At 43.5% G+C, this 24,443-nt stretch carries 15 protein-coding genes; 12 read left to right on the top strand and 3 right to left on the bottom strand.

The annotated features are described in order from the left end of the window. Positions 1-429: 429 nt before the first annotated feature. The 6 genes from CA600_RS16645 to CA600_RS16620 all read left to right on the top strand — a co-directional run bounded on the left by CA600_RS16645 (position 430) and on the right by CA600_RS16620 (position 9,024). Positions 430-2,211 carry a sensor histidine kinase gene (locus tag CA600_RS16645; protein WP_094871499.1) on the top strand — a complete coding sequence of 594 codons (1,782 nt, stop codon included), beginning with the start codon at positions 430-432 and terminating at the stop codon, positions 2,209-2,211. Between the two features lie 36 nt (positions 2,212-2,247). After that, positions 2,248-3,792: a helix-turn-helix domain-containing protein gene (locus CA600_RS16640; RefSeq protein WP_094871498.1), complete on the top strand. Its 1,545-nt coding sequence runs from the start codon at positions 2,248-2,250 to the stop codon at positions 3,790-3,792. 99 nt (positions 3,793-3,891) lie between these two features. Further along, entirely contained in the window at positions 3,892-5,229 is a 1,338-nt protein-coding gene (locus tag CA600_RS16635; protein ID WP_373455889.1) for an extracellular solute-binding protein, read from the top strand. A gap of 32 nt (positions 5,230-5,261) precedes the next feature. Continuing rightward, entirely contained in the window at positions 5,262-6,134 is an 873-nt protein-coding gene (locus tag CA600_RS16630) for a carbohydrate ABC transporter permease (RefSeq protein ID WP_094871496.1), read from the top strand. 56 nt (positions 6,135-6,190) lie between these two features. Further along, positions 6,191-7,051 (top strand): carbohydrate ABC transporter permease, encoded by an 861-nt coding sequence (locus CA600_RS16625; RefSeq protein WP_373455888.1) that lies wholly within the window; start codon positions 6,191-6,193, stop codon positions 7,049-7,051. Positions 7,052-7,113: 62 nt separating this feature from the next. Beyond that, the gene (locus tag CA600_RS16620; protein WP_094871494.1) at positions 7,114-9,024 is read left to right on the top strand and encodes a beta-N-acetylhexosaminidase; all 1,911 of its coding nucleotides are present in this window, start codon (positions 7,114-7,116) and stop codon (positions 9,022-9,024) included. A 419-nt stretch (positions 9,025-9,443) separates the two neighbouring features. On the opposite strand, the gene CA600_RS16615 is transcribed toward CA600_RS16620, so the two are convergent. The 3 genes from CA600_RS16615 to CA600_RS16605 all read right to left on the bottom strand — a co-directional run bounded on the left by CA600_RS16615 (position 9,444) and on the right by CA600_RS16605 (position 11,800). Next, complete coding sequence (locus tag CA600_RS16615; RefSeq protein WP_094871493.1) at positions 9,444-10,646, bottom strand: MFS transporter; 1,203 nt, start codon at positions 10,644-10,646, stop codon at positions 9,444-9,446. Between the two features lie 25 nt (positions 10,647-10,671). Continuing rightward, positions 10,672-11,253 (bottom strand): TetR/AcrR family transcriptional regulator, encoded by a 582-nt coding sequence (locus CA600_RS16610; RefSeq protein WP_094871492.1) that lies wholly within the window; start codon positions 11,251-11,253, stop codon positions 10,672-10,674. Positions 11,254-11,350: 97 nt separating this feature from the next. Continuing rightward, a complete protein-coding gene (locus CA600_RS16605; RefSeq protein WP_094871491.1) occupies positions 11,351-11,800 on the bottom strand; it encodes a MarR family winged helix-turn-helix transcriptional regulator in 450 nt (149 codons plus the stop codon). A 168-nt stretch (positions 11,801-11,968) separates the two neighbouring features. On the opposite strand from CA600_RS16605, the gene CA600_RS16600 reads away from it, so the two are divergent. The 6 genes from CA600_RS16600 (at position 11,969) to CA600_RS16575 (ending at position 24,380) form a co-directional block, all read left to right on the top strand. Further along, the gene (locus tag CA600_RS16600) at positions 11,969-12,838 is read left to right on the top strand and encodes an SDR family NAD(P)-dependent oxidoreductase (protein ID WP_094871490.1); all 870 of its coding nucleotides are present in this window, start codon (positions 11,969-11,971) and stop codon (positions 12,836-12,838) included. Positions 12,839-13,093: 255 nt separating this feature from the next. Then, positions 13,094-14,893, top strand: coding sequence for a cache domain-containing sensor histidine kinase (locus tag CA600_RS16595; RefSeq protein ID WP_094871489.1), 1,800 nt, complete (start codon positions 13,094-13,096; stop codon positions 14,891-14,893). Between the two features lie 116 nt (positions 14,894-15,009). Beyond that, entirely contained in the window at positions 15,010-16,308 is a 1,299-nt protein-coding gene (locus CA600_RS16590) for an ABC transporter substrate-binding protein (RefSeq protein WP_143812161.1), read from the top strand. A gap of 27 nt (positions 16,309-16,335) precedes the next feature. Next, positions 16,336-17,967 (top strand): response regulator transcription factor, encoded by a 1,632-nt coding sequence (locus tag CA600_RS16585; RefSeq protein WP_179281644.1) that lies wholly within the window; start codon positions 16,336-16,338, stop codon positions 17,965-17,967. A 99-nt stretch (positions 17,968-18,066) separates the two neighbouring features. Continuing rightward, positions 18,067-19,080, top strand: a complete 1,014-nt coding sequence (locus CA600_RS16580; protein ID WP_094871486.1) for an S-layer homology domain-containing protein — start codon at positions 18,067-18,069, stop codon at positions 19,078-19,080. A gap of 143 nt (positions 19,081-19,223) precedes the next feature. Then, the gene (locus tag CA600_RS16575) at positions 19,224-24,380 is read left to right on the top strand and encodes an endo-alpha-N-acetylgalactosaminidase family protein (RefSeq protein WP_094871485.1); all 5,157 of its coding nucleotides are present in this window, start codon (positions 19,224-19,226) and stop codon (positions 24,378-24,380) included. Positions 24,381-24,443: the final 63 nt, after the last annotated feature.

Raw genomic sequence — 24,443 nt, 5'->3', positions numbered from 1 at the left:
CCAGGGTTCGAGCCCCTGAGAGTCCATCCTAAAAGAAACGGCAGAAATGCCGTTTTTTTGTTGTTTAGGGACGGAGTGGCTTTTTATACTTTGGGTAGAAAAAACGTTCATTGCAAGGAGAGCCGTGCGGAAACATAGCTCCCGGTGCAAAAGCCGCTTTTAAGGGAAGCGGCTTTCGCATGATCAGTCAGGAAATAGACCGTATTCCTTTGTGAGAGGGCGGTCTATTTTTTTGCGCTGAGGTAAGATCCAGTGCTCTCTCCCGGTACATCGACGACCTCAAGACCAGGCATTGCTTCATCAAGCCAACAATAGACTCTAGTCGGGACGTGTGACTTAGGGTATTATGAAAGCGCAAACATATTTTCTGAGAAGTTATGAAAGCTACAATTTGGCTACAGAGCATAAAGGTAATGAACGGAGGATACGATGGAAAACTGGTTGGGTAAATCGTTAAAGCAGAAGCTGAGCTTGTTGATTATTATTTCGGTATTGGTACCGGTGTTGTCTCTGGGACTGTTCTCCTATTATATTGCTGAAAGTTTAACGGAGGAGAAAGCGAAAAGTTCAGGCATGAACACGCTTCGGCAAATTGGGGCCTATTTGGAAAATATGGTGAGCGATGTTGAGAATCTATCACTATTCCTCATCGGCCACCCGGATGTCCAAAGCTATTTGAAAACACCGGAATATGATTTGTTAAAGCAAACCTCCATCGTTAATTTACTTACAACATTATCGATTTCCAAACCATATATCGCCAATGTCATGATTGAATCGAATGAAGATAACAAACCGTCGGTTTCCTTCAGATCCGTACTCGATTCAGAATGGGCCGATATTCAGAGCGAATATCCCGGTTATTATGAAGAATATCCCAAGTGGTGGTCTCCGGTGCATCATTTCGTTACGTCGGACGGTAAGGAGGATGTCATTACGATGTCGCGGCCGATTCGCAGCACATCCAAATATTACAGTATCGGCATGCTTAAAATTAGCTTGACGCAATCGGTTATCTCTAACCATTTAAAGCAAGCTGGACTAGAGGGGGAAGGCGTCGCCCTGCTGTTGGACGGACAAAATCAGATATTGGCTGGGCCAGAAGGATATTCGACTAACAAGAACTTAAACGAGTATTTCCCCGGAATAGTTGATTTCAAGGGGAAATCGGGTTCGTTCGATTACCGGGAAGCGGAGGAACGGAGTACAGTACTGTACTATCAGATGCCGAATGTTAACTGGAGGCTCGTAGGGATCATTCCGGCAAAAGCTTACAGAGCGCAGAACCAGTATTTTTTAACGTTAACTGCAATTGCAGTCAGCATTTCCATGCTCTTTGTCATCGCTTTCGTCCTTGTACTTATTCAAAAGGTGACGAAACCGCTGTCTGCATTAACGAAGTTTCTTAGAAATTCCAGCCCGGACGAGCCGCTGCCGACACTGCCCGTCACATCAATCGATGAGGTTGGACAACTGATTATTAGCTATAATCGGATGAGCTCGCGAATTATTAATTTAACCGATGAGGTGAAGCTGAACGAAGCGTTGAAGAAGGAAGCAGATATGTCGGCGCTTCAAGCGCAGATCAATCCGCATTTTCTATATAATACGTTGTCGTCAGTCCACTGGATGGCGCTAATGAAGGGAGAAGAAAGAATCGCGGATATGGTTGGCTCATTGAGTGATTTTCTTCGGTTCAGTTTAAATAAGGGACAGGAATATTGTGCAATCAGCCAAGAAATTCTGCATGTAGATCATTATGTGAAGATTCAGTCCATTCGATATCCAGATAAATTCGATTACGAGGCGGATATTCCGGCGGAGCTGCTGGATCTGAGAATGCTGAAGCTGCTGCTCCAGCCGCTAATTGAAAATGCGATGCTTCATGGCATTTTGAAAAGAGAGGGTAAAGGAAGCATTATTGTTAAAGCGTTGTCTGCGGGAGAGCGTATAACATTTATTGTTCAGGATGATGGTGTCGGCATGAGTAAGGAAAGAGTGGAGCTGCTAAGGGAGAAGATAAGCGCAAATTTGGGCATTGATCCGCTGAAGAATAATGACTCGGCAGGCAGCAGCTACGGATTGCGTAATGTGCATAATCGGCTACAGCTTCATTATGGGCACGAAGCTGGCTTGCGGATTGAAAGTGCAGAAGGTAGCGGCACTAAAGTTAGCTTTACGATTATTCCGCTCCAATCAGAAATCAAATAGATTGCAACCTTTGTGGGGAAGAAGGAGAGTCTGCATATGAAGCTTTTAATTGTAGATGACGAAGTCATTATTAGGACCGGCATTAGCACGGTTATTAAATGGGAAGAGAATGGCATTGAGCTGCTTGTGCCGGCTGCTTCCGCAGAGGAAGCTTTGATGCGCATTCCGGTTGAGTGTCCTGACATCATTCTAACCGATATTCGGATGACGGGAATGACGGGATTGGAATTATCTCGTGAGGTTAAGCGGAATTTTCCTTACATTGAAATTGTTATATTGTCTGGATTCGATGATTTCGCATATGCACAGCAAGCGATGCGGGAAGGCATAAGTGATTATTTGCTTAAAAATAGCCGTCCTGGCGATATCATGACTGCGGTTATGCGCGTGAAGCAGCGTATCGTCAGCAGAAGGGAGGCTGATCATCAAGGCGCCATCCATCAAACGGCATTCCGTTGGAAGCAGCTAGATCGGTTTCTTCGCGGGGACAATCTCCTGACGGAGCGTGAAAGTGAGGAACTGTTGATCTATTATCCTGAGCTGAGGCTCGGATCGGATATGGAGAAGCTAGAGCTATGGCTAGTGACATCAGCGTCTCCACTGACCATGAAGGAGGAGACGGAAAGTGAAATGAATGAGGCGGCTGCGATGATTAGGGATTCACTTGGCTGTGTCATTCTGGATTGGGAATATGGATGGCTGCTTATTTTCCGCAGGGGGCAGCCGGGCGCGAAGCGATTGGTTAAGGCGTCGATGGAGCGGGCGGAGCGCGTTTATCGCCAGCCTTTTTTTGCAGCATGCGGTGTATGGGCCAGCAATGTGGCAGAATTGAGGGAGTCCCTTCGTACCGCCGAACATACCACCTCTTTCCGATGGTTAGCAGAGGAAGCAAGGCTGCTGGTTTATGAGGATATTAAAGACCGGAAAGGAATGCGGACCGTTTGTACGGAAGAAGTGGAGAGTAAGTTAACCGCCGTTCTGAGAAGCGGAAGCCGAGAAGTCGTACAGCAGTGGATTAAAGGTGAACTGGCGGGCATTAGGCAGGATACGGAAGCGACGCCTAGTTCGGTTCAAGCGTATTTGCATTCGTTGATCGTTGGGGGATACCGCTGGTTAGAGCGTGCAGCGGCATCCGTGGGTCAATCGATGCCGAAGCTTCCGCAGCTTGAACAGCTGGATATGAAGCTGCTTTCAACGAATCCAGAAGAAATACTGCAGCAGATGCTGCTTGCAATCCATGCGCAGTATGAACGATTAAATGGGAGCAGAAATGAAGCCATAAACCGAACTGTGGCTTATATACGCGAGCATCTTGCTGACAGCTTGTCTTTGGCACAGGTAGCGGCAAGCGTACATATGAATCCAAACTATTTTAGCAAGCTGTTTAAACAGGAAACAGGTAAAAACTATATTGAGTATGTAACGGAAGCGAGAATGGAATGGGCTAGCCGTTTGTTGAAGGAAACGCCGGCGAAGGTAAGCGAGATCGCTAGGCGGGTAGGTTACGAGGATATGAAGCATTTTAACCAGCTTTTTAAGCGGTACAGTGGTGAAACACCTTCGCAATATCGATCAAGATGAATGGCCGAAGGTGAAAATATCCCCCGTAAGCGCTTAATTATCCCCCCTACGACTTATCGTCTGTCTTATCTATACTAGGGTTATCACTAAAGGGGGAATATTCGAATGAAGAAGAGATTTGCGTTTGTAACGACAATTATCTTGATGATTGCCCTTTTGGCAACCGCTTGCAACAATGGCGGAAAAACGGAGCAGGGCAATGAAGGCAACAAGGGCTCTGAAGAAAAGACGAAAATTTCAATATGGCATAACTTCGCGGGTGATGACCTTCGTGCCAAAGCGGTTAGAGACCTGATCGACAAGTATAAAGCGGAACATCCAGATGTTGAGGTAGACGCGCAAGCGATCCCGGTTGACGGTTATCGTCAACGCCTAAGCACAGTGGCTGCAGCAAATGAAATGCCAGACGTATTTTTCGTCTATGCGGGCAGCCAATCCCAAGAGTTCTATGATGCCGGGAAGCTTCAACCGATTACAGAGTTGATGGATAAATACCCAGAATGGAAGAACAATTTCTTGGCAGGGGCATTCGACCGCTATGAGTTTGAAAAAGGACAAATTTTCACAGCACCGCTCGGGATGTCAGCAACTTCGTTCATGTATTACAATAAAGATCTTTTCGAGAAGCATAGTGTAAAAGTGCCGACGACTTGGGAAGAGATGATGACTGCGATCAAAACGTTCAACGACAACGGCATTACGCCGATTGCCCTCGGCAATAAAGCGCCATGGGTTGCACAATCGACGATTATCGGTTCGTTGGCTGACCGCGTGACAGGCACGGAATGGTTTTTGAAAGCTGCAGCTCAAGATGGAGCGTCTTTTACAGATTCTGTGTTCATTGATGCATTGGGTAAGTACAAAGAGCTCGTTGACAATAAAGCGTTTCAAGATGGCGCAAACAGCATCGACAACACACAGGCAGAGCAATACTTCATTCAAGGCAAGGCAGCCATGATGATTAACGGTGCATGGTCACTTACGAATCTTGCAGCATCCTCAACACCTGAGCAATTAGCACCTATCGAAGTCACAACTATGCCTGGCATCGAAGGTGGAGCAGGCAAAGCGAATACACTTTCGGGCGGCGCTGGCGCTGGCTTCGCGCTTAACAAAAATACAAAAGGTGCACAAAAGCAGGCAGCACTTGATCTAATCTACGCAGTAAGCGGACCGGACGGCCAAAAGGCGATTGCAGAAAGCAACTCGATGGTTATGTACAAAGTAGAACTGGATAAGTCGAAAGTAAGCCCGCTTTACTTCAAAGCTTACGAATTGGCTGTGAATTCTGAAATTACACCGGTATATGACGCCTATTTATCTGCTGAAGCAGGCGAGGTGATTAACAACGGTCTTCAAGAGCTTATGATGGGTGGTAAGCCGGAGGATGTTGCTAAAAAACTGCAGGATGCGCAAGCGCGTTCGACTAAAAAGTAATCAGACAAAAGCAAGTAAAGGAGGCTGCCGCCATGCCTGCATCATTGCGCAGCAGAAGCTTCGTCATCATGGCGCTGCTTCCTGCACTACTCATTTTTATCATCTTTGCGATCGTCCCGATTTTTTGGTCAGCGTACTACGGGTTTTTTGAGTGGAAGGGACTCGGTGCTGCCAAGCTTATCGGGTTGGATAATTATCGAATGATATTAGAGGACCCTGTTTTTTGGAGAGCGCTGAAAAACAATCTGATCCTTGTTGTCTCGGCAGTAATAGGTCAAGTATCGGTCGCATTGCTGCTGTCATTGCTCCTGCTTAAGAACACGATGTTCAATCGCTTGATGCGCTCCGCCGTATTTCTCCCGATGGTGCTGTCTACAGTCGTCGTCGGCCTTATCTGGGGTTATATTTATCACCCGCAAATTGGTTTACTGAATCAATTATTGGAGACGCTGGGACTGGAATCTTGGACTCGAACTTGGCTAGACGACCCTAAAATCAATATGTTTGCCGTATCGATTCCGATTAACTGGGCAAATATCGGGCCATATCTTATCATTTTCATCGCTGCACTCCAAAATATTTCTTCGGAAATTAATGATGCTTCGAAGATCGATGGGGCGATTGGTTGGAGGAAGCTATTTTTCGTAACGCTCCCGATGATTTGGGGAACGGTTGTTGTAACCATCGTACTGTGCATATCTGGGAGCTTAAAGGCATTCGACCATGTTATCGTCATGACGCGTGGCGGACCTGCACAATCTACAGAATTGCTCGCCACATATATGTACAATAACACCTTTACGGTATACCGTTACGGCTACGGCTCTGCGGTATCCACAATGATTATTCTGATTAGCGCCGTGCTCATTGGCCTAAATCACATCATCACGAAGAGACGCGGGTAATGGGCGGTCGGCTAATGTTAGCCCGGCCGATGAAGGAGTGAATCGCTATGCAAGTAATGATAAACGCTCGGTCGGAGAAGAGGAGGGGCTCGCTGTTACGTAAGCCGATTTCCGGAATTGCGAAAATCATTCTGTTATTTTATGCCATAATTACATTGTATCCGCTATACTGGTTAGGAATAAGTGCATTCAAGTCGAATCAGGAATTTTTCAATCGTCCTTATTCCTGGCCGCAGCATTGGCAGCTCGACAACATAACCCGGGCATGGGATCTCGGAAATATGGGCCGGGCGGTGCTCAACTCCACAGTAGTTACTATGTCAGCGCTACTGCTAACTATTGTGCTCGGCATGCTTGCTGCTTATGTGCTTGCCCGATTCCCATTCAAGTGGAGTGGAGCTGTAAAAGGATTGTTCTTGCTCGGCATGCTCATTCCAATTCATAGCACACTCGTTCCATTGTTTATTTTCATGAACAAGCTCGGGATGCTGAATACGTACTGGTCACTCATTCTGCCTTATACGGCATTTGAGTTACCAATTGCAATCTTCCTCGGAATGGCCTACATCGTATCTATTCCAAGAGAAGTAGAGGAAGCGGCGATGATCGACGGCAATGGCTGGTGGGGAATCTTCGGACGCATCATTTTCCCGCTGTCTCTGCCAATCGTGGCTACGATTACAATTCTTGCATTTTTAAGGTTTTGGAATGACTTCTCCTTCGCGCTCGTCTTTATTAATTCTCAAGCGCTGAAGACGCTGCCCCTCAGCTTGTCGCTCTTCTCCGACGGATTCGGAACGGACTACAGCTTAACAATGGGAGCGATGTTTATTGCTGCAATACCAACCATCGTCATCTTTTTGATCTTTCAAGAGCAAATTATGAAAGGTATGGTAGCAGGCTCGGTCAAAGGTTAACACCCTTGATCGAGTTTTTGGTGTAATTTTATACATATTTCATTCATGTGGAGGGATTGATAGTGAAGTTACATTTTATGGGGGAATTGAGCGAGCTTCAATCAGGGCTTCAGTTGCTGCTTGCCGAACTTAAGTCAGAATCGTCGGAGGACGGAATTCCCGTGTGGATAGAATCGTCTTCAGGAAAACTGGAAGTTGGCTATAATGGTAAAAGTGCATATATTCGTTACGGCGCTAAACATCAATTTTTCCGCGGCTTGGGATTGTTGATTCAGAAGTTTAGTGGCGGAGAGAAGTTTCAAATTACAGAGCAACAACAATTCGATGCGATTGGTCCGATGTTTGATTTGTCGCGCAATGGAGTGCTGACCGTTGAAAGCTTCAAGTTTATGCTGCGCAAAATGGCGCTGATGGGCTTGAATAGCGTCATGCTCTATTTGGAAGACACTTACGAGGTAGAAGATGAGCCTTATTTCGGCTATATGCGCGGCCGCTACTCTGCTGCTCAGTTGAAGGAAATCGACGATTATGCCGATCAATTCGGCATTGAAGCGTTCCCGAGCATTCAGACACTGGCTCATTTGGAGGAGTTTCTGAAATGGGAGCCGGTAAAGGAATATAAAGATACAAAAGGCGCGTTGCTAGTTGGAGCGGAGAAGACTGATCGTCTGGTCGAAAATATGATTGTCAGCATTAGCGCACCGTTCCGCAGCCGGAAAATCCACATCGGCATGGATGAAGCGGAAGAGCTTGGACGGGGTAAATTTTTGGATCGCAATGGACATATGAGCCGTTTTGATATTATGACAGGCCATCTGGAACGGGTGCTCGCAGTAACTCGACGCTTAGGGCTGAAAGCGATGATGTGGAGCGATATGTTCCTGAAGCTGGCTTCGGCGAACGGTGAAGATTATTACGGCCATGAGACGCAAATATCAGAGGACATGTCGAGCCGCATTCCGAAGGACATAGATATGGTTTACTGGGACTATAACCACGTCGAGGAGAGGGACTACGAAACATTGATCGCTAAACACCGGCCGCTCGGCAATAATCTTATTTTTGCGGGTGCGGTGTGGGTATTCAATACGTTCGGTGTCAATTACGGGCTATCCTTGCCGGCGACCGATGCAGCGCTGACGGTATGCAAGAAGGAAGGCATTCGCGAAGTTTATGCGACGATGTGGGGTGACGATGGAATGGAGAGCAATCCGTACATCGCTTTGCTCGGCTTGCAGTTTTATGCGGAGCATGCCTATTCTTCGTCCACGCCGACTGACGAGGTACTGGCCGAGCGCGTTCGGTTCTGCACCGGCATCGAGGCAGATGCTTACATGGGGCTGAAGTATTTGGACGAGACACCAGGAGCTGCACCAAATAATCAGAAGCAGAGCAATCCGTCTAAGTTTCTGTTGTATCAGGATGTACTGCTGGGGCTGTTCGACAAACAGATTGATGGGTTAGATATGACGGCACATTATGCATGGACAGAAAGTGAAATTGCTAGCCGCAGAAAGCCTGAGGCAGAGCTGGATTACTTGTTCGAGGTGCCGCAAAAGCTGTGTGCGGTGCTGAAGCAGAAGAGTGAAATCGGGCTTGAGCTGAAGCGGGCTTATGACAGTGGCGACAAGGCATTGCTTAGACGGATTGCTGAGGACGTTTTGCCCGAAATCTCTCAGTCAGTACTAAAGCTTCGCGCCGCACACCGGAAGCAATGGCTATCGATGTTCAAGCCGTTTGGCTGGGAGGTGCTCGATATTCGTTACGGGGGCATCGTAAGCCGGCTGGATACAGCGAGCATGAGGCTGTTAGAATATGCGGACGGAAAGCTCGAGCGGATCGAGGAGCTGGAGCAGGAACGATTGCTGTATAGCACGACAAACCGCTTCACCGACAAAGGTGCAGGCTGGTGCAGCTATTATTACCGCATGGCATCGCCTAACGTCTTTTTCCATGTGATCAATCCATTCTAGGTTGAAGAATTATGAAATCGTATCGAAACTGAATTCGCAATACAGGAACTTTAAGGTATGATTTAAACGTAATACGTAAACCTAACAAACTAAGAATAGGTATAAACAAGTTGCCAGACCACAATTTTCTGTAGTCTGGCATTTTATTTAATGGGGGCACATCGTATAAAGTTGTTCCCACTGAATACTCCACACATGTGGAGTTCGCGAAACAGGGCTCCCGATGCAATAGGCACTTTTAAGGGCGGAGGCTTTCAGGTATTACAGGCAGCATTATTCTGTTGCGAGGATTATTCGATAGAGATTTGTCAAAATAAAAGACACCCGGTTTTGTTTGATCGGGTGTCTTTTTGCTGATTTAAAATATACAAAAAAATATTTTGTCACAAATTTATTTGTTCTTGTGAGTGATCCACCGCTTAGTTTACCAACCCACTAGTAGCTTGTTTTTCTTTCCATACCATTGTGATTAGAAGTCCAATAAACATAATGACAGCCGCAAAGAGATACGGATAGTTGATGTTTACATCAAATAATACTCCGCCTAATGCAGGTCCGATGATATTACCAAGGCTAGTATAGGTTGAGTTCATGCCAGCGACAAAGCCTTGCTCTTTTTCAGCCGTTTTTGATAAATAGGTCGTTAATGCTGGACGGAGTAGGTCAAAAGCGAGAAAGATGAAGCAGGTAACTAGCAGAACAGTTAAATAGTTATTGATCATGGTGGAGGCTACTGCTAAGGTTACGCCAGCAATTAAGCAGATTTGAATGAGTTTTTTTTCACCGAGCTTATCTACCATTTTACCGAATAAAAAGACCTGCACAACCACCCCGAAGATTGAGCTTATTGTAATGATGGTTGCAATATCCCGTGGAGTGAAGCCAAATTTATGATCAGAAAACAGGCTAAACACAGTTTCATATGCCGATAAACCAAAGGCGAGGACAAACACAATAATAAACGCAATAATATATGCTGGGTGAAACGAGCGTTTCAGATCACTGATAAAGTTGGTGTCTTTTTTAAGATTACTGATTTCCAAAAGCTGCTCTTTGGATAGTGGCTCTTTCAGAATAAATATCGACGAAATACAAGTGATTAAGGCGAAGCCAGCAGCAAAATAGAATGGAGCACGTATACCTAGTTCAGTAATAAATCCTCCGATTCCTGGGCCAATAATAAAACCAATACTAATGGCGGCAGAAACATAACCCATTGCCTTAGGTCTTTCCTCTACTGAGGTGATGTCCGCAACATAAGCAGTGACGGCAGGCATAATGAATGCACCAGCAATCCCTCCAAGAATTCTGGCAAAATAAAGAACGGATACATGTGTGCCTAAACCAAAGATTAATTCCGACGTGCTGAAGAGTACTAAGCCGATTACGATCATTTTTTTTCTGCCGTAAGTGTCAATCCATCGCCCAGCCAGAGGAGACATGAGTAATTGCGCGAACGCAAATGCTGCTACAAGATACCCCATCGTTTTACCTGACAAATGCATAATGTTCATAAAGGATGGCATAACAGGGACAATCAGTCCAACACCTAGAAAAACAATGAATATATTACTTAGCAAAATGAGTAAGACTGTTTTTTGTTCTTTCAATGGTTTCTTCATGAAGTAAATACCTCTCTTTGTAGAATCACAGCTGTGAAATACCTCTCCAAAATACGGTCCATGAGGCATTCAGTTTTTCATTTAAACGGATCTCATTATTGCCATACACAAGCTCAAGCATAATCGAATCAACTACACCTAAAAAGGCAAGCGTTGGGATGGAGGCTGCATCTTCCATGATGACTTTGGCATCGATCCAAGCTTGGAATTTACTTTCAAGTACGGGTTGAATCTTTTTCTCTGTGTCGATGACTTCTTCATCAATCGCTTTAGCAAGATGGGGCGGTGGAAAAAAAGAGATACGCAGCCAAAATTTTAACTGCTCGTTCTTTTGAAACATATCAATGACCAACTGCAGATATCCTAATAAATCCGTTTTAGGATTTTGAGTCCCCACCTTACTCAAATATTGTAGTTTGGATGAAATTTCTGTCTCTTTAGCATCTTGTAAGACTTGTAGAAAGAGATCATCTTTCCCTTTAAAATGGGCATAAAGTGATTGTTTTTTCATCCCGACTTGCTCAGCAATTTGAGACAAAGAAGCACCTTCATACCCGTGAGTTGTGAAGCATTTCAAAGCAATGTCTTTAATCTCTTTACTTTTCAAAAAAATTCACCTCAATATTAACGAACGTTCGTCAGTTATACTATCAAATTAAATTATTTTATGCAAATGAAAATTAACTCCACAATGCATAGTATGGCTAAAATCCATTGAATTCCTTAAGCATTTCGGTAAAGGTCTCAAGCTGCTGGTTATCCCATTGAGCAATACGCTCGTAAAATACGAACTCCTTATCCTGCAGCGCAGCAAAGGTTTGTTGTCGTCCAAGCTCTGTGAGCGCAAGAAGTACAGCTCGACGATCATGTGGAGAGTCTTCCCTTTTAACATACCCTAAATTCTCAAGCTGTTTGAGAAGACGACTAACCGAACTACGATCCATAGCTGTTGCTTCCGCCAAAGCAGAGGCGCTAGTCGGACCATAGGAATACAGCCAACGGACGATATGGAAAGCAGCAGGTTGTATAGAAGAATCGAAAGCGGCGGCAGTTCTGACATTCAGTGCATGTGAGGCGCTAATAAGCGCATTAATTTGTTCGCCGAGCTTTAGCTCGAGTTGTCCTCTTAACGTATCTTTGCGTTCGACATTCATTGGTTGAACCACCTAACGTAGATTATTATTCAAAAATTTTATACTTTTAATTAGTTGACATATATCAACCACTTGAATATAGTTGACATATATCAATTATATGTTTTCGATAACATCCTGTCAAAATGAACTTGCAGCTGTTTTAGTCCTATATAAAGGAGAATGAAGATGACGACAAAACCGATTATTGTAATTACTGGAGCTACAAGTGGTTTGGGACAACTCGTTGCCATTGAAATGGCAAAGCGTGGTTCTCATCTTGTTCTGACTGCTAGGAGTGAAAGTCGCGCAGAAGCTACTCAGAAAATGATTACAGAGAGCGTACCTGCTGCCGAAATAAATTTTTTCTATGGGGACTTATCCTTAATGAAGGATGTCAGTCGTTTGGGGCAAGAAATATCTGACGCATATCCGAAGATAGACGTGTTATTAAATAACGCAGGACTTCATGCGTTTGAACAGCGGATCACTTCTGAAGGAATATCAGAAATGATGGCCGTGAACTATTTTGCCCCATGGATATTGACTCATACTTTACAGCTTTCTTTGAAGGCAGCGGGAAGTGCAAGAATTATAAATGTAGCTTCTGAAGCTTCACGCAATCATGGAGAACTTAAGCTTCCGGAGGATTTGATAAATACATCTGATTTTTCGGCTAGAGGTTCGTCAGAGATATATGGAAAAACTAAGCTGCTTAATATCATGTTTACCGCTGAACTTGCTCGCCAATTCAAAGGAACCGGAGTTATTGTTCACGCATTAAATCCTGGTTTTAATGTAACGGGTTTGGGGCGTGAGTTATGGTTTGCACCTATACTTAAACGGGTATTGAAATTTCTTCATATTGGGAATCCACGTAAGGGAGCTGATATCATTATTCGTTTAATGATCGATCCAAAATATCAGGAGACCACAGGGGGATATTTTAATGTTGGAACAGGCAATCCAATAGTGCCCGTACATCCAGGTGGAGATAAGAAAATGGAAAATGAATTATGGAATGATACACGATTAGTAATACATCAGATAACTCAATGACAAAAGGAGCTGATCCTAAAGTAGAACTTTCTACATTAGTGTCGGCTCTTTTTCGTTTTGAATCAACTCGTAACGTTGTCGAAAACTGGGAAAAAGCTCGGATTTAAAGATTAAGTGAATGGATGTGTGTAATATTCTGAGTACTTTTGTCACCATGCAGGAAGTAGAACAAATTTAAGGGAATATGTTTCTTCAATATTCATGGTGAGGTGGAAGTGAGCGTTTATAAGTTATCTTTTTAAGGGGAGTGAACTTATGAGAAAAAATTGGCGGATGTCTAGCACTTTAAGGCTTTTTTTTATACTTGTAGTCATTCTGCCGATCATCTTATTCTCCATCATTATTCTAAATATTTATAAGCGAGATATTCTTCAGCAAAATACATCACGATCTCTACAAACAGCTCAAGCGATCTCCTATTCCGTTAGTCAGGAAATAAGGAGGTTGACGGGTCTATTTGCTTCCATCGGTATGGACAGGGATGTGATGGCAAAACTTTATGAAATTAATCGTAAGCGTGGAGTCGAGAAACAGCAGGCTTACTATGAACTAAAGGTCTTAATAGAGAAGTACACGGCCTCTATCTCAGGACGAGTACTGTCGGTGAACTTCCTATTTAAAGACCATAAATCCTATTCGTACTTAAAGAATTTGAATTTGGATGATTCTTATTTTCGCCAAAAAACGTGGTATGGGCAGGTGCTGAATAATCCCGATAGCGTTCATTTTCTGGGGATGATGCCCAATATTTTATATGGTAACTACAATCCTTACAATATGGTTGCTGCCCTATCTCCAAGTGTAATCAATCCTTTATCCCAGCTAGAAATGATTCTTTTTACGTTTGAGAGTAGTGCCTTTGATCATATTTTGCAGTCACGTGATAATACGGAATCCAGCCTTTTCATCGTCACAGAGGAAGGTCAAATTATCTCATCCAATACCCTTGCCTCTAGAGGGGGGGAATTCCAAATGCACTGGTTCGCAAATCGTGGGCCGGAGGAAAAAGGGTACGTTGTGGATGTTCATGGTGATGATAGAAATCTGATAACCTACGCCAAGATTGATCAGACCGGATGGTGGCTAGTACAGTCTATTCCATATGCTGATCTAACAGCCAATTACCTTAGTGTGAATTATATCGTCTGGGTGTTTGCATTGATGATCATCTTAGCGTTTATTCTTGTTTCATTTTACTTTGTATCTAATGTTACTAAGCCGTTAAATGAGCTTCTCCGGCAAATGGATCTGGTGACTGAAGGTGATTTAAACGCTAAATTTATGAGAACAGGCAGCCTGGAGCTAATTAAGCTTGGGCATTCTTTTAATCATATGACGGAGCGTATTCAGGATTTACTCTATCATCATGAAAGGCAAGAGGTGGAGAAGCGAAAGGCGGAGTTTGCGGCACTTCAGTCGCAGATTAATCCACACTTTTTAATAAATACGCTCAATTCAATCAAGTTTATGGCTTTAATCAGTAAAGCAGATAACATACGGAATATGACACATGCCCTAACTCGTCTGCTGGCTTCTTCTTTTAATCGAGGTGGAATTCTGACTACGATTGATGAGGAAATAGATCATTTAAAGAATTATTTGTATATCATGGAGATTCGTTTTGGTAGACCGATTCAAACGAGATGGGAAGTCGATGAGGATTTAGCAGGTTATTATATATTGAAATTGCTACTACAACCTATTTTAGAAAATAGTATTATTCATGGACTAAAGAATGTTGACTATCCTGGTATCATCGAAATCATAGTGAGCAAACAAGCGGAAGATCTTCTTATAACCATAGCTGATAATGGGGTAGGTATGTTGGATATGAATGCTCAGGAATATGATAGCGATGGTATTCGCCATCAACATTCTTTCAGTGGTATGGGAAACAGTAACGTTAATAAGCGAATTCAGCTACATTACGGGAGGCGTTTCGGCTTAAAGTACGAGAAGAATAAACCTCAGGGAACGATAGTATCGATAAGACTACCGTTGATCGACACGCCGGAGGAAGAGATGCAGGATCAGTTGTTAGGGGAGGGAGGATGAAGAACGCTGCGGAGGAGCATAAAAGATCATAGTCCAGAGGGAAAACATCATTCATGTGTAATCTCAGAGGAGGTATGATGGTATAAACTTTTTTTCGAAGGCTGTGATTAATAGAAGTGAAAATAATAATACTCCGTTTGTCCTTAATAGGGATCATTTCTCTTATTTTTGTAGGTGGCTTCTTCTCTTTAAGTAAGTTCAGTTCCAAAGGAGGGGCAATAGAGCAACAACAGGAAAAGGTGAATCTGGATCAACCGATTAAAATAAAATTTGGCATGTGGGAAGCGAAAACAGATATCAAATTTTGGACGGAAAAGGTAAGAGACTACTCTAAAATTAAGCCTAATGTAACAGTTGAAGTAGAGACGATTCCTGATAATAGCGGTCAGTATTTAAAGGTTCGATTAGCAGCCAATGATTTGCCGGATATTTTTTACCTGAAGCCAGATGACCTAATCACTTACAAAGCAGTACTTCTTCCACTGGATGGATTAGCCGCAGCAAAAAACAATAAATATCCCGCTAGAATAGATCATTCCATTCTTGGTTTGCCGCTTGTATCCTTCTCTGAATATGTCTATTACCATCCAAGTATCTTTCAAGAGGTCGGCGTAGAGATACCGCAAACGATGGATGAATTTATGGATGTGATGATGAAGATCAAAGCGGATGGTAAATATATTCCGATTGCGATTGGCGGGAAAGAGAATTGGACGTTTTATCCTTTCACTGAGTTCGGGCCGCCTCTACTATCCAAGGATGAGAATTATTTATCCTCAATTGCACAAACGAAACGTCCTTTCGGAAAAGGTTCTCCCTTTGAGAAAGCAGCAGTGATGATCAAGAAAATAGCAGAGAATGAACTTGCTGGGCCCGATGCACTCAACATTGGTGTGGATCAGGCAACGCAGCTGTTTCAAAATAATGAAGCGGCCATGCTTGCACTCGGCCAGTGGTACCTTAGAGATCATTTGTCCAAAATGAAGGATGATAAAGATTTAGATGCGTTCACCTTACCCTGGAGAGAGACTGCTTCAGAACGTTTGCAGGCAATCACTATGCCAGATCAATATATGGCGATCAATAAAAATTCCAAAAATACGGAAGAGGTTAAAGCATTTTTGGAATGGGTATTTAGCCGAGACGTTTACCAAGTGTATATTAACTATTCGCAAAATTCATCGACAGTGATCAATATTGAATCATTCCTGCCGTTCTTCAACAATGTTCAAGAAAAGCACCCCTTTGAGCCGTTTATGTACCTGGGAATCGATGAGAAATTTGAAAAAGTAAAAAATGCTATACAGTTCGATGAGAAGAAGGCTGCACAAGAAATTTTTTCAGGTGCTGAGGTGTCCGATATTCAAGAAAAATTGAATGATGATTGGGAGATAGCGGTTGAGGCTTTGAGGTAATCCTATAGATCAATTATGGAGGGATTTATGATGAAATTTAAAGCTCTCATTGTTGATGATGAACCATTAGCTAGATTAGCTCTTCGGGAGTATATATCCATTGCTTCGACCGAATTTGAGATTGCAGGGGAAGCAGGAGATGGTAAGGAGGCATTAAATATGCTGAAAATCCATCAGGATGTGGATCTAGTTCTGGCGGATATTCAAATGCCAAATATGAATGGAGTAGAACTACTCGAAGCACTGAATAACACTACTTTTTCGAATCAACCGTTAACCATCATGCTTAGCGCATACGGAGATTATTCTTTTGTAAGAGATTCCTTTGTGCTCGGTGCCTTTGATTACATTGTTAAAGCCAAGTTAGATGAAACTTATATTGCACCGGTACTGACTAAGACTGTGGATGAATTGAAGCGGCGGCAAAGCTCCTCAAAGTCAGCATCAAACTTAGAGGACGTAGAAGCCTCGATCTGTTCTATTTTGCATCGACTGTGCCTATCGGATTCTTTAGAAGTGACAGACGATGATATAACGTCTTCGTTGGAGCTTGTTCGAAAGCATATGGGGGAAAAAAATCTGGAGGTTGCACTTCTTAGGCTATCAGATACCGTTCAATTTGAAGATTCACACCGTATGATTATGCAGACGATACGAACAGTAACGAATCGGAGTAGAAGTGAAGGGATCTGCAAAGTATGCAGATATGATGACAGGCATTACGTATTGTTCTTCTCTTTTCCAGAGCAATGCAGCATTATTGCCGTTCGTAGATTGACAGACATCATCTTGTCAGAAGTGAGCATGAGATTAAAGCAATTTATTAATTTGAAGCTGTCTATGGGCATCAGTGACATTGTAGATGGTCTTCACCAGTGGAACCGATTATTCCGCCAAGCGGAACGATTAGCAGGCTTGAGTTTCTACCAAGGGTACAATCGATTATATTATCCGGAAGCTGAAAGGCGTCCATCTATTAAGGAAAGTGACTGGAAAGAAGTATGGTATTTGGCTAGAACCGAAATGCTGAAGTCATTAAGTGATCCGGATTTAATGAAATGGCAGGAGGTTTATGAACACTGCTGTAACTTGTTGATTCAGCGATACCCTTGTTCACCTGAGCTTATTAAATCAGATGTAGTCGATATGACTTGGGAGGCAAGCGCATTAATTTATCAAAAAGGCGTTTCTTGGGAAAAGCTTCATGATAAGCTGCCATATCCCATCACGGATCATATTTATAAGCAGGAAACCTGGGAGACTACGGTGCATTGGTGCCGACTGTTCTTGGAACATCTGCATCAAAAGCTGCATCCGAAAGACCAACCTAAGGAATGCTTTCTCAGCCCTGTTGTTGCTAAAACGAAAGAGCTATTAGAGAAAAACTTTAACGAAGATGTCCATTTGTCAAATATTAGTCAGATCGTCGGTGTAAGCGAGAGCTATTTAAGCAAACAATTCTCCAAAGAAATAGGTGTTAATTTCATTCAATTTCTGACGAATCTGCGAATCGAAAAGGCTAAAAAGGCGCTGGAGAGCGGAATGAAAATATATGAGGTTTCTGAGCAAGTAGGATACGTGAATCCGGAACATTTCAGTCGTATTTTTAAAAAAATCACAGGAATTAGCCCCTTAGCTTATCGCAGAGAGAAAGAATAACAAAAATAATCATTTTTGAACAAAATAAATCATGTGTATCCGGTTTCAAAATCCATATGATAGGGGGGAGTTAAAATTCACGGGTGAAGGGATGTTCTTATGAGACGCAAACGATTCACGTTCGCACTAATCTGTACGTTATGTTCTTCCATGTGGTTAAGTACAGTCCATGCTGAAAAAGTCTCTGACTTCGAGATGCAGACATCAGCTACTGAATCTGCTAATTCTACGTTCACCGTTACATTAAAGGGTAAAGATATTCAAGATTTATACGCATATGAAGCTAAATTTAATTTTGACCCGAAAGTGCTTGAGATTGTAAAAGCAGAAACGAAGATCAAAGGATTTTCTGTATCTCCAATCGTTAAAAACAGTGAAATTACGATTGCCCATACCAAAATTGGAAATGTGAATGGTGATAAGGGTAATTTGGACATTGCCACGATTACCTTTAAAGCTAAAAGGGCTGGTACAACTGCAGTAAAATGGACCGCATTAAAAGTTCTTGATCGTAATTTGAAAGATCAGGAATTCACCCCGAATCAATCCTCAACCTTTACCAAGATTTTCAGCGACATCGTCTCACATTGGGCGAAGCAAGATATCATGGAAATGGTCACTAAAGGAATTGTTGAAGGCATGGATGCCGACAGCTTTGCTCCGAATAATAACATCACTCGTGCACAATTTGCAGCTCTTATAGCTAGAGCATTAGATCTTACAGAAGGTTCTGGAAGTAATCCGTTTACGGATGTGAAATCAGGGGTTTGGTACGAAGATACGGTAAAGAAAGCTTATGCGGCCGGAATTATTAGTGGTTTGTCCAAGACGAAATTTGCTCCGGAAAAAAGCATTACTCGTGAAGAAATGACAACGATGCTGATGCGAGCGAATGCTTATGCTTCCGGCGTAAAGGTCGAAAGTATGGTCTCAGATTCCACTACTACATTTAAAGATGATAGTAAAATAAGCCCGTGGGCTAAAGCGTCGGTTGGGTTTGCCTTGAAATCTGGATTAATGAAAGGTAGGACTCAGACTACATTTGCGCCAAAAGAATCTGCTACAAGAGCGGAATCAGCCGCAGTTATCAAGCGATTGTTAAACTCCAAGTAATACAAAAAAACATATAATGACGCACCTTCTTATGGAAGGAGGGCTCATTATGGCCTTTCGATGTTAAAAACATACAATTAAAGGAAATATGTGAATTTATAATGTTCATTCTACTTATATTTAAGTGAAAAGAGGTCGTAGAGATGAGAAAACGTTACAAAGCGGTTAGCTTACTATTGACGTTGTTGCTAGGGGTACAGATTGGCTTGCCATCGGCAGCCGTATTTGCAGCTCAAGAATCGGATGTGTATTTCAGAGATTATAATGATGGCAACATCAGCGGATGGACTCCAGCTAAGGGGACAACTATTTTTTCGGCGGATCAAGGTGCTGTTAAGGCGGTGACAACAGGGGTTGTTATTATAGCAGACCAAGATTCACCTCAGGTAGCTAACGCTGAATATGAGGTGAAGTTAAAGTTTAGCCAGCCTGCCACTCGATTTGGACTGGTCTACCGATTCGTCGATAGCAATAACTACAATGTTATCCAATATGATGCGGGTACTTGGGGCTGGGATGCAATGAAAGGAGGAACGGAATCGTATGGAAATATTACGGCTCCTAGTTTTACTTTTGCTGCGGACCAACAGTATACCCTCAAATTGCGATATGAGAAGGATAGCATAAGTTTATCAATCGATGGCAACAACGTGCTTACGACGAGTCTTCCCTCTTTATCGACAAGTGCAGGAAAGATTGGACTTCGCAGCTGGTTTAATAACAAGACCCTATGGATTGACGATGTGAAGGTAACTCCAATTGTATCCACGGATCCAGTACCAAGGCCGATTACGATTACAGAAACTTTAAGCTCGGATACGATGAAGGTCGAAATCGATAAAGAATTCCCACGGGTTAAACAATACACATGGTTAGACAGCGGCGCGGAAATGTATGGACAGTTAAATGGATTTAATGAAATAAAAATCAACGAGAAGTCTTATTTCGTTGTCGCTTCTGATTTTAGTAAAAAAGCAGCAGATGCCACACATGGTGAGGTTGCAGCCTACACAATTCAGATTCCAGAAATTAAAGTGAACCTCAAAGTTGAAATGGAGGTTCAGGATAACATTCTTCAGTTCAAAGTGGCCAGCATCGAAGAGAATGGTACCGAAAAAGTGAAGACCATTGGCTTCCCGAATCATGACCTTGTTTCTGTCATTGGTACTCAGCCTACAGCGCAGGAAACGGCCGTTCGCATAACTGGTGGCTGGAACATTGTACAGGACGAATTTAACAACATTAAGACGCAAGTAGCAGACGTTAGTGGGAGCCGTACCTATGCATTCGTTAACTCTGACGTCTTAGCTGCGAGTGTAATTACGAATGTAGTAAACGGCTATGATAAGGTGCGTATTAAGGTAGGCGATGATACGGCGCTCCATACGAAAAAAGCAACAATATCGGGAGGATCATGGGTTTATCGTGGAAGTGCAGTGCTCGATCCGGAACCTCTACCTTGGGCTAAAGTTGTACTGACACCAGATGCGAATGGAGACAACGTTGTGGACTGGCAAGATGGGGCCATTGTATATCGTCAGAATACGGATGCTCCAACCGGCAGTGAAATGATAAGGGACAATATCTCTTATATCAGCATGAATATCGGATCTACTACAACTTCACCGTTCTTGCGTGCTTTTGATAATGCGAAGAAGATCTCTAATCTCACGGATGGCTTTGGACAGCTGATTCTATTCAAAGGATATCAAGCGGAAGGTCATGATGACTCTCACCCGGATTACGGCGGTCATATCGGTATTCGTCAGGGTGGAGAGAAGGATTTTAATTATATTTTGAGTGAAGGAAAGAAATACAATATCCGCGGCGGTGTACACATTAACGCAACAGAATACGCGCTGGATGCTTTCGGCACCAAAATGGAAAATATGAATCAGCCTTTGAGTAAAGGCTGGGGCTGGCTGGATCAAACATTCTATGTTAACAAAACCAAAGATGTGGAATCCGGTGAATTAAAAAGACGTCTGGATATGCTGAAAAGCGACACAGGCAACAACCTTTCCTTTGTATATGTGGATGTATATGACGGTGCCGATTATAATGCGAAGAAACTCGCAGATTATATCAACGGTAACGGCTGGATGCTCGGAACAGAATTTGCAGGACCTCTGTTTGAGCAGGCCTCTTGGGTTCACTGGGGAACAGATCCGGGGTACCCGAACCAAGGTGACGATAGTAAAGTTACCCGTTTCCTGCGGAATCAATCGCTGGATGGCTTCTTAACAACCCCTTTACTGAAAGGGAATAAGCAGGTAGGCGTGGGTTACTGGCAAAACAGTGCTCCATTCTACAGCTACCAATCAACAAGTGCGGCATTCTTCAATCACAATCTACCAACAAAATATATGCAGCATTTCCCGATTATCAAGATGACCGATAACCGCATTGACTTTGCAGAGAAGGTTCTAGTTGAACGTAAGCAGGACGGTAAGATTCATTTAAGTAAGGATGGACGTGAAATCGCTATCATGACAGATAGCAGCAACATTAGTGACAGTACGGTCTTTATTCCATGGAGTCCTGAGACAGAGGATAAAATCTATCACTGGAATCCAGCGGGTGGCCAAACGACTTGGAGTCTTCCAGAATCATGGAGTAACGTAACGTCGGCACAGTTATATAAGCTGACAGATTTGGGACGTGAGCATGTTGGCAGTGTAGAAGTAACTGGAGGTAAGGTCACACTTACAGCGCAGCCGGGGATTGGTTATGCCCTGTATAAGACAACAGCTGCTGAAGAGCCGGAAATGGTATGGGGCGAAGGGAGTTCGGTTAAAGATCCGGGCTTTGACAGCCAAACATTCGGAAACTGGAAGAAATCTTCCACAGCTGCAAGTGATGATCACATTAAATTTGTGAAGAACAGTAACGCCGATGACCAGCTTCAAGTGAAGGGTCCTGGTGATGCAGTAATTCAGCAGGAGATGACCGGACTTACACCGGGCAAGACGTATTCTGCATCAGTATGGGTGAAAGTAGATGGAAAACGCACTGTGGAAATCGCTGTGAAGCAAGGGGCTGACAAGGTTGTCAATACACTGGATAACACGGAGCATGGCTTTTTAGCCCAGCAGCATAAATATGTGAGCACGAATTTCCAGCGGATTAAGGTTACCTTTGATGCGGTAAGTGAGACCGCCAATCTCTATTTAAATGTAGAAGATGGAAGTTCGACTGTAACCTTTGACGATGTGAGAGTATGGGAGAATCCAACCAAAACTGACGCAGGTAATTCTGTATTGTTCGAGGATTTCGAGAACGTTGATGAGGGCTGGGGTCCCTTCGTTTATTCTAAAATAGGTCCAGTTCGTACGCATTTAGTTGAAAAGGGCGACAATCAGATCATGACTTATGTTCTGGATGGTAATTGGTCGCTTAAAACGAATGAAGATGCAACAGGTGAATGGCTACGTACATTGCCTCACACGCTCCGAATGAAGGAGGATAACCGCTACCATCTGACGATGGACTACAATTCAGATGAGACGGATATGTACACAGTGGCTGTTCGAGTGAAGGAGAATGGGGTAGTTCGTGATCTGGTTAGTGAGAATTTGAAAGAAGGACGCGACACGCTGGATCTATCTTTTACAACCGAAGGGGTGAAAGATGCCTATCTGGCTATTATCAAAAACAAGCTGAATAGTCAGAAGGAGTTAACCGGTACGCTGGTGGTCGATAACATTCGCGTCGATGATGAGGGTGCGATCGTTCCGGAGGAAGGTGTACTTGTTTCGACTATTACATTAACGCCAAATAAGATGGATCTGAACAAAGGAGAGTCTAGTTCCGTTAGCGCTCTGGTTAAACCAGCAAATGCGCATGACCGGACACTGCTCTGGACTTCTGACCACCCGGAAATTGTATCCGTGGATCAGGCCGGAAAAGTTACTGCACTTCAAGCCGGTACGGCGGTCATTACTGCTACCGCAAAAGATGGAAGTAAAAAAAGTGCAACCTCGACGATTAATGTGTATATGCCTAACACGCAAATTCCACAATCACAAATGACTGCAACGGCAAGTAGCTTCCAGCCTGGAGGTGAAGCGAGTCTTGCACTCGATGGAGATATGTCTACAATCTGGCATACGAAATGGACTCCGGCACACTTACCGGAATCCATTACTTTGGACCTCGGAGGCAAATATAACATTAATCAATTCAATTATTCACCTAGAGTATCTGGAACCAATGGAACGATTACAAGCTATAACCTGTACACGAGTGTTGACGGAACGAACTTCACAAAAATGGCAGAAGGATCATGGTCACTCGATCAGACCACAAAAATTGTTCGCTTTACAGCTGTAGAAGCAACACATTTGAGACTTGAGGCTATAGAAGGCGTGGGTACCTTCGCATCTGCTGCAGAACTCAATGTGTTCAAGACGGAGGATGAGGCAGAGGCAGTAAAAGTCACAGGCGTCGTTATGGATAAAGAACGGCTGGAGATTAAAGTAGGCAGCACGGGCGAATTGAACGCTGCGATAAAGCCTCTGAATGCTTCGAATAAAAAAGTGCTCTGGAGCAGCAGTGATGAAGCTGTAGCAACCGTTGAACAGCAAGACGATCATGCACTTGTTAGGGGATTGAAAGCAGGCGAAGCCGTAATTACGGCAACAACAATGGATGGGGGCTTCGCTGCAACCAGCCGGGTTATCGTATCTGAAACAGACGGCGAGTTAAAATCTTCCTCCACTTTGACAGCGCCAAGTCGAGTTCAGCCGGGAGAAGTGTTCAAAGTCCAATATGGACTACGGAATCTGTCTGATAAGATTTTTGCGCAGGACATCGCCCTAGAATATGCCGCGGATGTTATGGATTTCGTTGAGGCGCGTTCGTTAATTAGTGGGGTAAGCGTTATTGATTCAGTCAACAGCACTCCAGGTAAACTTCGCTTTATTGTAGCAAGTGAAGGTACGACCCATGGAGTTAGTAACAGTGCAGACGTCCTCGAATTAATCTTTAAAGCGAAGGAAGTTAGCCAAACGGTGAATGGGGCAATTGCTGTTAAGAGTGCAATTATTTCAGATGATCAGGGTAAAGAAATTTCGGCAGCGAACTCTTCCGTAAATATCGAGATTGGTAAGAAAGGAACGCAAGGAGACATCAACGGTGACGGTAAAATAACGATCGGGGATCTGGCAATGGTTGCAGCGCAGTATGGCAAGACTACAGCAAGCCCTGATTGGGAGAAAGCGAAGAAAGCAGATATGGACGGTGACGGCAAAGTCGGATTGGAAGATTTGGTTATTGTAGCTCGCAAAATTGTAGAGTAATCAAGATCATAGGCCAGGTACATGTGTGAGTAACTAAACATGATGTACCTGGTTTTTTTCAAA

The sequence above is a fragment of the Paenibacillus sp. VTT E-133280 genome, from assembly GCF_002264385.1.
Taxonomy (GTDB): Bacteria; Bacillota; Bacilli; order Paenibacillales; family Paenibacillaceae; genus Paenibacillus_AQ; species Paenibacillus_AQ nitricinens.
The sequence above is the reverse complement of the archived record's forward strand: the minus strand, read 5'-3'. Positions and strand labels throughout refer to the sequence as shown.